The sequence below is a fragment of the Streptomyces sp. NPDC031474 genome (genome assembly GCF_055581185.1).
This window is the reverse complement of record NZ_JBVIJX010000025.1, coordinates 111,529-126,815: the sequence shown is the minus strand read 5'-3', so window position 1 is coordinate 126,815 and position 15,287 is coordinate 111,529. Positions and strand designations below refer to the sequence as shown.

Sequence of the window (15,287 nt, the reverse complement as noted above, 5' to 3'; positions counted from 1 at the left end):
GCGGCGTCACGCGACGGCCCACCTCGAACGGCCCGAGGACATTACGGGCGAACTGCCGAGCAAGTCAGCCACCGAACCCCGCTGACGAATCGAGGTCAATCTCGGCGATAAGCCGCAGTCGCTCTATCTGCTTTCGAGTGAAGAATTCCGCGGCTTTATCGTGGGCGGCCGCCCATCTTGGAGGGAAGCCGTGCGGGACTTCGAAGATGAGACCTTGTTCGACTTCGGCCAGGAATGGCCCCCGGGTCCGGAAATGACCTGGGGACAGGTCGAGTGAGGCGGCAGGGATTTCCTGCGCTGCCAAAAAGAGTGGATTTTGAGGTCCCACCGAAGATCGCTCCGGTGGGGCCTGACCCCAAGAGTCGCATTCACACAGCCCCGACTCCTTTCCATGTAAGACGTAAGGTGACGCCGTGGCCAATCGTCCACGCTTCGGCGCGATCCTGAGTCGTCTCATGCATGATCGCGGGCTGCATCTCGCGCGGCTGGCCTCGGTGTGCTGGCATCAGGGAGACCGTAGTCCGCTCGGTGACTTCGAGCGCGCCGCCGTCGGCTCCGCTGCTCGACGGCCTCGCCCCCGCACTCGGTTTCCACGCCGCCGACCTCTATGTGATCGCCGACGTCCCGGTCCCGGAAGCCCTCACACCACAGGTGCCCGCGCTCTCCGCCCGACGGCTCCAAGATCTCCGAGGGAGTCGAGCACCGTCACCTGTGAGTGCGGTGACGTCGAGGCATGGGAGCGGTGCACGTGGCAGTGGTCCGGGCTCCCTGTCGGGGGAGTGCGGACCACTGCTTTTTCGGGCGGGGAAGGTCAGCCGGTAACGGCCTTGAGCAGTACGTGCACGTCGTGGCCCTTGTGCCAGCCCGTGTCGATCAGCGGGCTGTGCTTGGTCTCATTGCCCCAGCTGTAGTAGCGGTACCAGCTTTCCTGCCATGAGCCGTGAACGTTGGAACCCGTCGCCGTGTATGCCTGGGCAATCTTGCCGTCGTGCTTGTTGTCCCACAGGTACAGCTGCGCCTTCGTCTGCGTATTGGAGCCGCTGTAACGGTCGCACTCGCGGTACTTGAGCCCAGTGGCGTTGTGCGACGTCTGGATGGTCCGCCAGCCGGTGCAGGCCCCTTCGGCGGAGGCCGACGGTGCGAGCGCGAGCCCGAGGCCACTGACACTCAGGATGGTTGCCAGGCCGGCCACGGTGAGCCGCGTACGTATGTTCATGATCCGGGTGTTCCCTTCAGTGTGCGTCGATGGGCCGGCGCGGGGTCAGATTGCGCCGCCCGGCTTGCACCACCGAGATTGCTGGCCATTTCAGATCCGGTCCAGCAAAGTCCGTCCCGTTGGGACACCGTGGGACGTTCAGAGCTTTGACCTGCTGGGACATCCGACAGGACGGGGCACGGCTGGGACGTCCTTCCCGGTGAAGGCTGGCCGAAAGACACGGGCATGGCCCCTTGGCCCCGGCTCACGGCGTGTGCGCAGGTGTATCCAGCGGAGAACAAGTTGGTGAAGGCCTTGGAGTTCCTTGACGCCGTACGGGGTGGACGATGTCGCGTTGGCAGGAGTTGCCGGATTCGCTGGACCAGAGGGTCCGGCAATTCGTGGTGCATTTACGCAGGTTGAAGGACCGCAGCGGGTTGAGCCTGGTCTCGCTCGCGGCCAAGACCAGATACAGCCGCTCGTCGTGGGAGCGCTATCTCAATGGCAAGGCGCTGCCGCCACGTCGGGCGGTCGAGGAGCTGGCGCGGGTCACGGGGGCGGATCCGGTCCGGCTGCTGGTTCTGCACGAAGTGGCCGAGGAAGCCTGGCAGCAGCCGACCGCGCCGTCCTCGTCGGCCGACGCGAAGAACGAAAGCGCACGGGGGGTACGGGGGGTACGGGGCGAGGCCGCTGCCGAGCGTTCCGGCGCGGCCGAGGGCTCTGCGTCGTCGGCGGAGGAGCCCAGGGCCTCGGAGGAACCGCCCGCGGTCGCGCAGCCGCCGGGCGTGCGCAGGCTCGTCGTCCTTGCCGCCGTCGTGGCCGCCGCGTTCGTGGGACTGGGCCTCGGCATGCTGATCGGCGAGCCCTGGGCCGATGACGACGGCGGGCACCACAAGGACACGACGGAGGCACTGAGCACACTCGGTCCGAGCAGCCCCGCGGCTGCCACCGGGGGGCCGGGCCGGTACGTCTTCGAGCCGGGCAAGTCCTACCCATGCAAGGTCCGCAGGACCGGCGGGGCAGGCGGGGCAGGCGGGGCAGGCGGAGGGCTGTTCGCCGGTTACAGCACGACGCGCACCGCCGTCCTTGCCGGACCGGGCTGGGACGTGGTGGAGGCCCAATGCCTGCTGCTTCACCGGAAGATGGACCCGGGCATCGTCGACGGGGTCTACGGGCAGCAGACCATCGCGGCCGTGATGCGCCTGCAGAAGAAGTTCGGGCTGCCGGCGGACGGCGTCGTGGGCCCGCACACCTGGCAGGTGCTGCGCGGATGACCACCCCCGCACCGGAGTGCGTGGCACTGGCCGAGGGGCTTCGCCAGGTGAGAGCGCGTACGGGTCTGAGCCTGGCCGCGTTGGCCGAACGCACCGTCTACAGCAAGTCGTCGTGGGAACGCTATCTCAACGGCAAAACACCACCGCCACGGCACGCTGTCGAGGAACTGTGCGCGATAGCACGGGAGCCTGCCGGGCGGCTGCTCGCGCTGTGGGAGCTGGCGGACGCCGAGTGGAGCGGCCGCGCCCGACAGACACGCCCCGCTGCTCCGACGCCCCTGCCTGTGTCCGCCCCGGTCCCGGCGGGCGCGACCGGCCCAACTGGCGTGCACGGGCGAGTTCGGCGTCGGTGGTTGTTCATTGCCGGTGCGGGCGTGGCCGCAGTGGCCATCACTGCGACGCTGACGGCACCAGCCATGCAGGACCACAGCGCCGGACAGCCGTCGATCCTGGTGTCTCCCGAGCCGAGCCCCCCGCCCGGATGCCGGGGGAAGGCGTGCGAGGGGAAGGATCCCACGCAGATGCTGTGCGGGCTCGTGCCCGGCCGGGCGGACACGCTTGGGGCGCAGCACCGCACCAGGAGTGGCGCGCGTGTAGAGATCCGGTACAGCTCGGTGTGCGCTGCCGCGTGGGGCCTGATCTGGCACTCGCGGGTCGGAGACGGGATCGAGATCTCGGCCCCCGGCCGCGGCACTCGCCCCGGGCGAGTCGTCATCAGAAACTCCGCGGACACCGTCGTCTACCGCGTCACGCCGATGATCGGCAGTCCGGACCGGACCGGACTACGGCTGTGCTTCACCCCGGCGGGCGGCACGGGCGAGGAGTGCTTCGGCTCCTGAGAGTGAGATGCAGTGCAGATGCAGTGCAGATGCAGTGCAGGAGACGCGGCTCATCGCGGTCGGCGACGGGAAGGCCCTGTCCGTTCCCGTCCCCGCCCCCGTCCCCGACCTCGTCATCGCAGCGACAGCGGCTGAACCGACCGCCACGTACCGGAACTTTCGTAACCCAACGGACACCACGCGATCTGGCACATAGCAACTCCCTCTCCTTACCCTTGCGTTGGGAACCGGCCCTGGGGGAGGTGCACGGTGCACGGACGGTTGTACGGGCGTGGGGCGCTGTTCGACGTCGAGCCCGCCGGTCTTGTACCGCGACTCGTGGGGATGCGTCCGTACGAGCTGCACGCGGAGCGGCTGGAGCATCCCGGCGGGCCGCCGCTGCTGGTGCTGGCCGGCGGGCGCGGGGTCGGCAAGAGCGCGGTGCTCGGGGAGTTGTGGGACGCGTACACCGAGCACAACCGCCGGGGTGAGGCCCGTCGGCGTACTCCGGTCGCGTTGATCGACTGTGAGGACGAGCAGTTCGCGCGGCCTCCACACGAGGAGAGCCCCGAGTCCTGGTCGCCGGTGTGGCAGGCGTTGCTGGTGGTCGCCGAGCAGTTGACCGAGCCGGTGAAAGCGGCGGGGCAGCTCACCTTTCCGCGGCTCACGGCGGGGCTGGTGGCCGTCCGCGCCAGTGACTGGAGCGGGCGGACCGACTCCGACCGCATCCGGCGCGAGCTGGTGCGGATCCTGCTGCTGAACGAGCGGGCGACGCGGTTCAGTCTGGCCGGGCGCTGGGCCGCCAAGGTCGCCTCGAAGGTGATCGCGGCGGCCAGCGGCGGGGGCCCGTTCGTCGCGGCGACCGTCGAGGCCACCCTGGAGGCGCTCTCCGAGGGGGTCACGCACCGCAAGGAGCAGCGCCCGGCGACCTGGTACCGGTCGTATCCGAACGCGGGCGGCAACGCCAAGCGCGGGCTGCTGCTGCTCGCCGGGAACTTCCGCGCCGGGGGCACCTCGCGCGAGCACGCCGAGCGGTGGCTGGTGCGGGCGCTGCTCGCCGACCTGGCCGAGGCGTACGCGGGCATTGGCTCGCGACTCACGCGGCTCGGGCGGCCGCTCGTGCTGTTGGACAACGCGCGTAGCGGGCCGGGGCCGGGGCTGCTGGACGCCGTCCTGCGGGACCGGGCCGACGGCGTCGCCGATCAGGTGGTGTGGGCGGCGACCGTGCGCGGCACCAACCATCCCGCGCTGGGGGACGCCGTCCGCCGCGAGCTTCCGGACGTCGCACGGGCCACGGACTGGGAGCCGGGCAGCTCGCCCTCCTCGCGGGCGCTGCTCGTGCCGCTGCCGCCGCTCTCCCCCGACGACACCCTGCACATGGTCGGCGCGGTCTGCGACGACGTCGAGATCCCGCCCCAACTCCCGCACGCCATCCATCGGTTGACCGGCGGCAACCCCCTCGGCATCGTCCTGCTCGCGACCGCTGCCCGCCAGCACCCGGACAAGGCCGCCTCGTTGGGGCGGCTGCTCATCGCGAAGGTCAAGCTGGAGGAGGGGCAGGCCCACGACGGCCGTCCCGCCTACGCCGAACTGCTCGGCCGGCTGGTCCCCGAGGACCGGCTCGACGAGCTGACGGTCCTCGCCGCCGCCCACGGCCACGACTCCGCCGTAGCCCTCGCGCACGCCCAGCTCCCGGACGACTTCGGCTCGTCGGGCGTACGGTCGCTGCGGGCGCGGCTCGCCGAGGAGGGGCTCGCGGCCTCGCCGGGACACTTCGTCGGCGACCCCTTCGTGCGGACGTTGCTGCTGCTGCGCCTGCACCACCGGCACTCCGACCACGCCAAGTGGCGCGAGGTGCACGAGACGCTGATCGCCCACTTCGCGACCGGCCTCGGTTTCCGGACCCCGCATCCCGGCGTCGACGCCTTCCGCCTCTACCACGAGCTCTCCCTCGGCGACACGGCCGGCGCGGTGGCGCACCTGCGCGACACCTTCACCACCCTGCGCACCCGCACCTGGCTGGACACCCTCCGCTTCCTGGCGTCCGCGCCCTACTTCCACGCGCACGACGCCGAGGGCCGCGACGACGGCCACGAGGACCGGCGGTCCGCGATCGCGCTGGGGCGCACGGACGCCGCCCAGCAGCCCCCGGAGGGCGTCAACACCTCCCTCCACCTGCGGATACGGCGGCTGCTGCACGCGATGTGGCAGGTCACCGACCCGCTGGTGCTGCCGGATCCGAAGGTGTGCGGGCGGCTGGAGTTCGAGCTGCTGCAACTGTCCGACCTGCGGCCCGCCGGGGGCGCGCTGCTCTTCGCGGCCTCCCAGGCCTGGCCCCGGGACGCCCTCGCCGGCCGCCCCCTGCGCACACCGGCCGAGGACGGCGACGGAGACGACGGAGACGGGAGCCGGAGCGGGGACGGCAACGGGCCGGACGACGGGGACGACGACCACGACGACGGGGACGGGGTGGCGTGATGGCCGACGGAGGCAGGAACGGCGACAGAGGTCCACTGGTGCGGTGGCTGCGGGAGGTCTGGGAGATCCGCCTCTACCGCTATCTGGCGCTGCTGGTCACGGCGGCCCTGGTGATCGGGGTGGTCTTCGCCGTGCGGGCGGTCACCGAGGAGAACCGCGCCTGCGGGCCCGGCGTGGCCCGTCCGGCCGACAGCGACGAGTGCGTGGGCGTGGCCACGGGACCGTACGACTTCGGGCATGCCCAGCTGCGGGACACGGTGCAGGCCATCGACCGGGAGAACGACCGGCTCAAGGCGGGCAGTTACGTCACCATCGCGCTGATGCTCCCGTACACCGCGTCCACTCCCTCCACGCTCAGCGACATCCAACACGAGGTGCAGGGCGCGTACTTGGCGCAGTGGCAGGCCAACCACACCTCCAACGGGCAGGCCCCGTCGATCCGTCTGGTCCTCGCCAATCCGGGGGCCACCAGCGCCCACTGGGAGACGATGGTCGACCAGTTGGAGCGGATGACGAAGAGCGCCGACCGGCTGCGGGCGGTCGCCGGGGTCGGCCAGAGCACCGACAACAACAAGAAGGCGGTTGCGGAACTGACCGCGCGGGGCATCCCGGTGGTCGGCGCGTCCATCACCGCCGACGATCTCGCCAACGGCCGGCGCGGCAAGGACCCGCTGCCCGGGCTGGCCCGGGTCGCCCCCACCAACACCGACGAGGCGCGCGCCCTGGCCTCGTTCGCCAAGGTCAACGCGGGTCGGGCGCTGCTGGTGTACGACAAGCCGGGCGACCCGTACACGCGGACGCTCCAGACGTCGTTCGCCGCGCTGCTCAAGGGCTCGCCCTACGAGCCGCAGCCGTTCACCCCGCCCGCCGACCGCACCCAGGAGGGGACGACGGCGAACACCTTCCGGCAGATCACCCACCTGGTGTGCGACACCTCGGCGGAGACCGACACGATCCTGTTCGCCGGCCGCCACACACAGTTGCGCCAGTTCATCAACGCGCTCGGCACCCGGGGCTGCCAGAACCGCAGGTTCACGGTGCTGACCGGCGACGAGGGCTCGTATCTGTCCGGCGACAAGAAGCTGGACCGCACGGCCCTCACCCACAACCTGTCCGTCCGCTACACCTCCCTCGCCCACCCGGACGCCTGGACGCAGTCCCCGCCGGGGCGGGGCGGCTCGGCGGCGGACGCGAAGGTCCTCACCGACCTCATCGCCCGCGCCGTCCGCGAGCCCGTCGGCCCGATCGGTCCGGTCGCCCTGGACGACGGCCAGCTGATCATCGCCTACGACGCGATCACGCTGGCCGTCCACGGCATCCGCGAGGCCACCCCCGACGGCGCTGCCGTGCCGCCCCTCGCCGACGTCGGCCTGCAGTGGCCGCAGGTCAAGGGCTCGCTGCGGGTGAACGGGGCGAGCGGCTGGATCTGTCTGGACGTGCACGGCAACCCCTACGACAAGGCCGTGCCGATCGTGGAACTCCACGCCGACGGCGGCTCGCGCTTCGTGCGCATCGCCTGGCCGGAGGGGAAGCCGCCGGCGGGGGAATGCCTGCCGCCGTCCTGAGCCCCTACGCGCCCTGGCCTCCTCCGGGTCCTCCGGGTCCTCCGAGATACTCGATCAGGCGTTCGAATCGAGTCCGCCAGGTCGGCTCGCTCTCCCCCTCGCCCTGGAACTCGTGGGTGAAGCGCAGGACCGTACCCTCGTCCCCGTCCCGCTCCAGGTGGAAGCGGATCCGGCCGCCGTCCGCCACCGTGTACTCGGCGACCCGGTCCACGTCCCACGCGGTGACCCGCCCCGCGCCCACACCGCGCAGGGCGACCGTGCCGCCGAGCCGGGGTTCGAGGACGTCGACGGCCGTCCACCAGCCGCCGAGCCCCTCCGGCGTGGACAACGCCGGCCAGACCGCCCCCATGACCCCCGGGAGCCGCACCAGGAAGTGCAGGATGTGCGTGTTCCCGTGGGTCTGACTGATGCCCTGCTCGACGGAGCCGCTCATGACACCAGCCTGACCCCCGGGAACCGGTTTCGCACGGTTACGGCCGCTGCCCGGCCTTGTCGACGACGGCACGGCGCACGGTGGCGGAGTCGTCGAACACGGTCCCCTTCTTGAACTTCCCGTAGTCCCGGGTGAAGGTCGTTCGCTGTCCGAGCATCTGGTGCGTCTTCTTGTCGAAGATCCATTCCACCCGCAACGGCAGCTTCGCGTCTTCGTAAACGACCGCCACCCCGTGCCGTCCGAGGACGTCCACGGCGTCCTCCCGCACGGTCGCCCCGGGGACGCGGGCGGCGACCCGGTAGAGCGCGGCGGCCTGGGCGGGGGGCACGATGCCGTCCGTCATCAGGTCGCCCACCGCCAAGAACACCGTCTGGTCCTTGTTGAAAACGATGGGCCGCGCGCCGTCCATCAATTGGATCAAGAGCGCAGAGTGAGCGGCCAGCCAGTCGTGCATCGCGTCCGGGTCGGTGGGCAGGGACTTGAGGTAGTCGTATCCGGCATAGACCTGCTGGGGGTAGTTCTCCGGCTCGTAGCGGTCGTAGCTCACATCGCCCGGGAAGGTCGCATCCCGGATCACGCCCTCGCTGCGGCCGTCCACGGGCACCCAGACCTCCCTGCGATGCAGGGGTTTGACGACTGTCTTCCCGTCCTTCCCGATCCTGGTGGAGGTCACCTTGGTCTCGACGTACGTGAACTGGTCGTCACGGATCTTGCCGTACCCGTTCTGGTGGCCGGCGACCAGCGCCGCGTCCTCCAGGACGGCGGCCGCCGTGGTGACGCGCGGTCCGGAGCCGGAGTCGCCGGACGACGGCAGCAAGGTGAACGTGACGGCGGCGACGGTCGCCACGGCCGCCGCCGTGAGCGCGGGGCGCAGCCACGGGTTCCGCCTGCGGACGGAAGCCTGTTCCTCGTACCGGATCTCGGTCATCAGATGCTCCTTGAGGAGTCGGTGACGGCCCGGCGGAAGGTCCTTCTCCGGCAGTTCTGGAGTCTGGTTCATCGGTTTCCCTCCCTCAGGGGGCCGACCGCGGTGCCGCGGTCACCTCTCATCTGTCCGTTGCTTTGCGGGAGTTCCATATGTTTCGCGAGTTTCGTCCGCGCCCTCGACAACCGCGACCGCACCGTCCCGACCGGCACCCGCAGCGCCTCGGCCGCCGCCGCGTAGTCCAGCCCGCCCCACACGCACAGCGCCAGCACCTCCCGCTCGGCCCGCCGCAGCTTCGCCAGCGCGGTGCGTACGAGGTCCAGCCGAGCGGCGTCGTCCACCCGCCCGGCGACCTCGTCGGCGAAGTCCCGCACCGCCTCGTCGCGCGGCAGCCGGGCGACGGCCGCCGCGTGTCTTCGGGCCGCGCGGCGGGTGTTGCGCGTGACGTTGGTGGCGATGCCCAGCAGCCACGGGCGCAGGGAGCCGCCGTCCTCGTCGAGTTTCGCGCGCAGCCGCCAGGCGTCCAGGAAGGTCAGCGAGACGACCTCCTCGGCGACCGTCCACTCCCCCGTGAGCCGGTAGGCGTGGTTGTAGACGGAGCGGGCGTAGGCGTCGAAGAGCTCACCGAAGGCGTCGTGGTCCCCCGCGCGGATGCGTTTCCTCAGCGTTCTCGTCGTGCTCGGAGTCGTATCCACGCCCTTCTACCTGTCCGCACGACGAAGGCCGGTTCCTGTGACCCAGGTCACGGGAACCGGCCTTGTCGGTACGAGAGTTACACGCCCGCGTACGAGTGCTTGCCGGAGACGAAGATGTTGACGCCGTAGTAGTTGAACAGCCAGCAGCCGAAGGCGATCATCGCCAGGTAGGCGGCCTTGCGGCCCTTCCAGCCGGCCGTGGCACGGGCGTGCAGGTAGCAGGCGTAGGCGACCCAGGTGATGAACGACCAGGTCTCCTTGGGGTCCCAGCCCCAGTAACGGCCCCACGCGTCGCCCGCCCAGATCGCGCCCGCGATGATCGTGAACGTCCACAGCGGGAAGACCGCCGCGTTGACGCGGTACGCGAACTTGTCGAGGGACGCGGAGGCGGGGAGCCGGTCGAGCACCGAGTTCGCGAAGCGGCCCGGCTTGCCGCCGGTCGCGAGCTTGTTCTCGTAGGAGTCCTTGAACAGGTACAGGATCGTGGCGACCGCGCCGACGTAGAACACCGCGCCGCAGAAGATGGCGGTGGAGACGTGGATGTACAGCCAGTACGAGTGCAGGGCCGGGACCAGCTGGTCGCTCGCCGTGTAGAGGACGGTGACCGCGAGGCCCAGGTCCAGCAGGACCGTGGTGATCAGGAACAGGCCGAGCCAGCGCACGTTCTTCTTCAGCGCCAGCAGCCCGAGGTACACGCCGACGGCCACCGTGGAAAAGGTGATGTTGAACTCGTACATGTTGCCCCACGGCGCGCGTTCCACCGAGGCCGCGCGGGCCACGACGCCGGCCAGCTCGACCAGGAAGGCGAGCACCGTGAGGGAGACGGCGATCCGGCCGTACATGTCGCCCTGCTCGTCACCGCCGTGCGCGCCCGGCCCGTCGGGCACGTCGCGCGCGCCGGCCGCGGAGCGCACCACGACCTGCGGGCGCTCCAGGACGGCCGTGCCGCCGTTGTTCTTGACGGTGACGGCCGGGCCCTTCGCCGCGGCCTGCGCCTGGGCGGTCAGCGCGGCGGCGGTGCGGCCGACCTTGCTGCGGCTGCCGAGGAGCCATTCGGCGATGTACGCGAAGAAAGCCAGCGTGTACACGGCCATCGAGGAGTAGATCAGCGTGTTGCTGATGTTCGCGAGATTCTCGTTGGAGGCGACGGCCAGATCGGTTGCGGCGGCGAGAGTCACTTCTCAGACCCTTCGGCAGGTACGACTTCGGGTTCGGGGGAATCGGTGGGAGCAGGTTCCGGGGCTCCGGGAGCCTGGTCGTACAGGGTTCCGGCGAGGTCGCCGAGTTCCTCGGGCACCTTGGCGGACTCGCTGCGGCCGAGGCCGGCCATCTCGACGACCGTGACGCCGTCGGCGTCCTTCACCGCACGCACCCACACCCGGCGGCGCTGGATGAACAGGGAGGCGGCCAGGCCGAAGATCGCGGCGAGCGCGCCGGCCAGCGCCCAGCCGCTGGCCGGCTGCTGGGTGACCTGGAAGTTCGCCCACTGCTTGGTGCCCTCGTAGGTGAGCGAGCCGGCGCCGCCCGGGAGGGTCAGGGTCTCGCCGGGCTTCAGGTTCTCCCGCAGCTGCGCGCCCTTGGCGTCCTTGAACTCCTTCATATGGGTCTTGTCGAGCTGGTACACGCTCTGCGGGATGCCCGAGTTGACGCCGAGGTCACCGTGGTACGGGACGAGGTTCAGCACCGGGTTGAGCAGCGCGGGGAAGCTGGAGGCCGTCTCCATGCCCTTGACGTACGACGGCAGGAAGGACGCCTGGAAGGCGAGCTGCTCGGAGACGCCCTCGGCGTTCTTGTAGCCGTCGTAGACCTTGACCACACCGGAGGAGGTGACGTTGGAGTCCAGCGGCAGCAGCGGTACGGCGTCGCTGTAGACGACCTTGCCCTTGCCGTCCCGGACGGTGACGACGGGGGCGTAGCCGTGGGCCGTGAGGTAGACCTTGGAGTCGCCGATCTCCAGCGGGTGGTTGACCTTGACGACGTCCTTCTTGTCCTTGCCGTACGCGCCGACGCTGTAGGTGAGGGCGGCCTGGTAGGTGCGCGGGGTGCCCTTGTTGGGGCCGCTCGTCTCGTACGTGCCGGTGAACTTGTCCAGGCTGAAGCTGAACGGCGTGAGGTCGTCGGAGCCGAAGAGGGTGCCGGACTTGAAGTCGTCGTATTGGGTGAGGGTGTTGGAGAAGCCGTCGCCCTCGACGACCAGCTTGTTGCCCTCGGACTTGTACAGCTGGCCCCAGGCGAAGGCGACCAGCATCACGATCAGCGCGACGTGGAAGGCGAGGTTGCCGACCTCCCGGAGGTAGCCCTTCTCGGCGGCGACGGCGTCCCCGGCGAGATGAGCGCGGAAGCGGCGCTTCTTCAGCAGGGCGAGCGCGGCCTCGCGGACCTGCTCCGGCTCGGCCTCGGTGCGCCACGTCGTGTACGCGGGCAGCCGGGTCAGACGCCTCGGCGCGCCCGGCGGACGGCTGCGCAGCTGGCCCACGAACTGCCAGGTGCGGGGCACGATGCAGCCGATGAGGGAGACGAAAAGCAGGATGTAGACCGCGGAGAACCACGCCGAGCTGTAGACGTGGAAGAGGCCGAGCCTGTCGTAGACCGGCGCGAGCGTTGGGTGCGCCTGGCGGAAGTCGGCGACCTTCGTCGCGTCGGTGCCGGACTGCGGGATCAGCGAGCCGGGGATCGCGCCGAGCGCCAGCAGCAGCAGGAGCAGCAGCGCGACCCGCATGGACGTGAGCTGACGCCAGAACCAGCGGACCCAGCCGACGAGCCCCAGGCCGGGCCCGCCGGCCAGGGAGTCCACCGGCGCGGTGGACAGCTGCGAGCCGGCGGCGCCGAGGCCCTGGTCGTCGGAGGCGACGGAGGTCGCCTCACCGGTCGTCGAGGGCTCACCGTCCGTCGAGGTCGTGCCGGTCGGGCTCTCGCCTGTCGGGCTCTTGCCGGTTGTCGTGGTCTTGCTCATGAATCAGATCCCCACAGTGAAGCCGGCGGACCAGGACTGGATGTCCTGCACGAGGCGGTCCCACGCACCGGTCAGCAGCAGCAGACCGGTCACGATCATCATCGTGCCGCCGATCCGCATCACCCAGACGTAGTGACGCTTGACCCAGCCGAAGGCGCCGAGTGCCTTGCGGAAGGCGACCGCGGCGAGCACGAACGGCACACCGAGGCCGAGGCAGTAGGCGACGGTCAGTATGGCACCGCGGCCCGCGCTTCCCTGCTGGGAGGAGAGGGCGATCACGGAGGCGAGGGTGGGGCCGATGCACGGGGTCCAGCCGATGCCGAACAGCGCGCCGAGCAGCGGGGCGCCGGCCAGTCCGGCGACGGGCCGCTTGTGGAAGCGGAACTCCCGCTGGGTCATCCAGGGCATCAGACCCATGAAGAAGACGCCCATGATGATCATGAGCACGCCCAGAACCTTGGACAGGACGCCCTGGCTGTCCTGGAGGTTCTGGCCGAAGTAGCCGAACAGGGCCCCGCTGGAGACGAACACGGCGGTGAAGCCGAGGACGAAGAGCGAGGCGCCGGCGACCATCCGGCCGCGGCGGGCCTCGGCCAGGTCGGTGCCGGCGACGCCGGTGACGTACGACAGATAGCCGGGGACGAGCGGCAGGACGCAGGGCGAGAAGAAGGAGACGAGACCGCCGAGCAGCGCGATGGGCAGGGCGACGAGCAGGGCGCCGTTGAGCACCGTGTCGTTGTAGCCCGTCGCGGCGAGCGTGGTGACTGCGCTCACGTCACTTCTCCGCGACGACCGGGGAGATCATCTTGCGCAGCTTGTCCTCGCTGAGCGCGGCCAGCGAGCGGGCGGCGATCTTCCCCTCCCGGTCGATGACCAGCGTGGAGGGGATGGCCTGCGGGTTGAGGGTGCCCTTCTTGAAGCGGAGCATCAGCTTGCCCGTCGGGTCGTACAGGCTGGGGTAGGTGATGCCGTACTGCTCGTCGAAGGCGACGGCGTTACGGGCCTTGGTGTCCCGGGTGTTGAGGCCGACGAACTGCACGCCGTCGGCCTGGAGGTCCTGGTAGACCTTCTGGAAGCCCGGCGCCTCGGCACGGCACGGGGAGCACCAGGAACCCCACACGTTGAGGACGACGACCTTGCCCTTGTAGGCGGCGACGTCGAGCTGCTTGCCGTCGATGGTCTTGCCGGACAGATCGGGCGCGGCGGCCCGTTTCCCCTTCTCCACGGTGGAGATGCCGTCCTTGCCCATCACGAAGTTGGTGTCACCGCCTCCGCCGGAGGCGCCTCCTGAGGTGCACGCGGACAGCAGCGACGCCGCGGCTACGGCGACGACGACAGACAGGGGGACGCGGCTGGCGGCACTCATGTGAAAAGTTTCGCATGTCCGTTCCGGGGATCTTGCGCGCCCCCCTTGCGGGGAGAAAACCGCATATCAGGCGGCGGATGCGGACCCCGTCGCGGACGCCCCGGCCGACGTCTTCGTGCTCTTCGTGCTCTTCGGGCTCTTCGGGGTCGTGGGAGTCTTCGGGGCCGCCGCGAGGAACGTCTTCCAGCCGCCCGCCGGCTGCTGGCCGACGTCGAGGGTGCGCAGCTTCTCGAGGACCTCGGGCTTCTGGACGTCGATCCAGTCCACGAACTGCCGGAAGGAGACCAGCCGTACGTCCGCGCCCTTCTCCTTCTCCCGCGCGATGTGCTTGAAGGCCTCCTCGACGGAGTCCATGTAGATGCCGCCGTTCCACTTCTCGAAGTGGTTGCCGACGAAGAACGGCGCGCGGTTGGACTCGTACGCCCGCTGGAAGCCCTGGATGTAGGCCTGCGCGGACTGCTTGCGCCAGCCCGGGTAGTTGTAGCTGGGCGCCTTGGTCGAGTTGACCGACTGGTTGGCGAGCATGTTGTAGTCCATCGACAGGACCTCGAAGCTGTGGCCCGGGAAGGGCACCTGCTGCAGCGGCAGATCCCACAGGCCGCCCCGCTTCTTCGGCCACACCTGACGCCCGCCCGGCGAGGAGGCGTCGTAGCGCCAGCCGAGTTCCTTGGCGGTGGGCAGCAGGTTGTCCTGGCCGAGGAGGCAGGGGGTGCGGCCGCCGACGAGTTCCTTGTCGTAGTCGAAGGGCAGCGCGGGCAGGTCCGTCCAGCCGGTGTTGGTCCGCCAGTTCTTCACGAACGACTTGGCCTGGTCTATCTCGCTGCGCCACTGCTTGGCCGTCCAGTTGCCGACGGTGCCGTGCCCGGAGCAGAAGTGCCCGTTGAAGTGGGTGCCTATCTCGTGGCCTTCGAGCCAGGCCCGGCGCACGTTGGTGAGCGTCGCCTTGACGTGGTCGTCGGTGAGGTAGCCGATGTCGGAGGCACCGCGCGGGTTGTTCGGCGGGTCGTAGAGACGCTTCTTCGACTCGGGCAGCAGATACAGCCCGGAGAGGAAGAAGGTCATGCTCGCGCCGTGCTCCTTGGCGAGGTCGAGGAAGCGCGGGAAGAGTCCGTTGCCGACCTCGCCGGCGCCGTCCCAGGAGAAGACGACGAACTGCGGCGGCTCCTGGCCGGGCTCCAGCGGGACCGGCTTGGCCGGCTGGTGGGGCTGCTTGCCGGTGAAGGAGGTCGAGCCGTCGCCGATCGGGCGGGCGGAGGGCTTCGGACTGCCGGAGGGGTCGCTCTTGGAACCGTCCTTGCCCGACCCCGCGGGCTTCGGGTCGCCGGAACCGGTGAGGCTGCCGCAGCCGGACAGTCCGGCGACGGCGGCGGCCCCGGCACCGAGGCCGAGTGCTCCCCTTCGGGTGATCGTGCGCATGGCGTCCTCGTTCGTCAGGTCCTCGTCAGTGGTCACTCTTTCAGAGGACATGACGAACGAGGGGGTTCCGCCCATAGTTCCGGATTCGGTAACAGGGGAACCGATTCAGCCAGCGGTTTCGACGGGGGCAGGGGTAGCGGTTTCGACGGGGGCAGGAGAAGCGGATGCG

Annotated in this window: 13 protein-coding genes; 4 read left to right on the top strand and 9 right to left on the bottom strand. The window is 70.0% G+C overall.

Annotation, left to right across the window (positions count from 1 at the left end):
* Positions 1-811 precede the first annotated feature (811 nt).
* On the bottom strand, positions 812-1,216 hold the full coding sequence (locus tag ACZ5SK_RS40940) for a hypothetical protein (protein ID WP_334577948.1): 405 nt from the start codon (positions 1,214-1,216) through the stop codon (positions 812-814).
* Positions 1,217-1,542: 326 nt separating this feature from the next.
* Between ACZ5SK_RS40940 and ACZ5SK_RS40935 the strand changes: the two genes are divergently transcribed.
* From ACZ5SK_RS40935 to ACZ5SK_RS40920, 4 genes are all read left to right on the top strand, one after another.
* A complete protein-coding gene (locus tag ACZ5SK_RS40935; protein WP_468577454.1) occupies positions 1,543-2,469 on the top strand; it encodes a helix-turn-helix domain-containing protein in 927 nt (308 codons plus the stop codon).
* Positions 2,466-3,308, top strand: a complete 843-nt coding sequence (locus ACZ5SK_RS40930; protein WP_334577950.1) for a helix-turn-helix domain-containing protein — start codon at positions 2,466-2,468, stop codon at positions 3,306-3,308. Before ACZ5SK_RS40935 ends, ACZ5SK_RS40930 begins: the two co-directional genes overlap by 4 nt.
* A 249-nt stretch (positions 3,309-3,557) precedes the next feature.
* Positions 3,558-5,765, top strand: a complete 2,208-nt coding sequence (locus tag ACZ5SK_RS40925; RefSeq protein ID WP_334577951.1) for a hypothetical protein — start codon at positions 3,558-3,560, stop codon at positions 5,763-5,765.
* Positions 5,765-7,330: an ABC transporter substrate-binding protein gene (locus tag ACZ5SK_RS40920; RefSeq protein WP_468577452.1), complete on the top strand. Its 1,566-nt coding sequence runs from the start codon at positions 5,765-5,767 to the stop codon at positions 7,328-7,330. Before ACZ5SK_RS40925 ends, ACZ5SK_RS40920 begins: the two co-directional genes overlap by 1 nt.
* A gap of 4 nt (positions 7,331-7,334) precedes the next feature.
* Here the strand turns inward: ACZ5SK_RS40920 and ACZ5SK_RS40915 are convergent, their stop codons facing one another.
* From ACZ5SK_RS40915 to ACZ5SK_RS40880, 8 genes are all read right to left on the bottom strand, one after another.
* Complete coding sequence (locus ACZ5SK_RS40915; protein ID WP_468577451.1) at positions 7,335-7,763, bottom strand: SRPBCC domain-containing protein; 429 nt, start codon at positions 7,761-7,763, stop codon at positions 7,335-7,337.
* A 37-nt stretch (positions 7,764-7,800) separates the two neighbouring features.
* Complete coding sequence (locus ACZ5SK_RS40910; protein ID WP_468577449.1) at positions 7,801-8,763, bottom strand: CU044_5270 family protein; 963 nt, start codon at positions 8,761-8,763, stop codon at positions 7,801-7,803.
* Positions 8,760-9,353 (bottom strand): RNA polymerase sigma factor, encoded by a 594-nt coding sequence (locus ACZ5SK_RS40905; RefSeq protein WP_361708330.1) that lies wholly within the window; start codon positions 9,351-9,353, stop codon positions 8,760-8,762. The genes ACZ5SK_RS40910 and ACZ5SK_RS40905 overlap by 4 nt, the downstream gene beginning before the upstream one ends.
* 107 nt (positions 9,354-9,460) lie before the next feature.
* Positions 9,461-10,561, bottom strand: a complete 1,101-nt coding sequence (gene ccsB, locus ACZ5SK_RS40900; protein WP_457494710.1) for a c-type cytochrome biogenesis protein CcsB — start codon at positions 10,559-10,561, stop codon at positions 9,461-9,463.
* A complete protein-coding gene (gene resB, locus ACZ5SK_RS40895; RefSeq protein WP_468577447.1) occupies positions 10,558-12,336 on the bottom strand; it encodes a cytochrome c biogenesis protein ResB in 1,779 nt (592 codons plus the stop codon). The genes ccsB and resB overlap by 4 nt, the downstream gene beginning before the upstream one ends.
* Positions 12,337-12,339: 3 nt before the next feature.
* Positions 12,340-13,110, bottom strand: a complete 771-nt coding sequence (locus tag ACZ5SK_RS40890; RefSeq protein WP_079660559.1) for a cytochrome c biogenesis CcdA family protein — start codon at positions 13,108-13,110, stop codon at positions 12,340-12,342.
* Between the two features lies 1 nt (position 13,111).
* On the bottom strand, positions 13,112-13,702 hold the full coding sequence (locus tag ACZ5SK_RS40885; protein ID WP_334577959.1) for a TlpA family protein disulfide reductase: 591 nt from the start codon (positions 13,700-13,702) through the stop codon (positions 13,112-13,114).
* Between the two features lie 66 nt (positions 13,703-13,768).
* Complete coding sequence (locus tag ACZ5SK_RS40880; protein ID WP_334581218.1) at positions 13,769-15,118, bottom strand: polysaccharide deacetylase family protein; 1,350 nt, start codon at positions 15,116-15,118, stop codon at positions 13,769-13,771.
* Between the last annotated feature and the right edge of the window lie 169 nt (positions 15,119-15,287).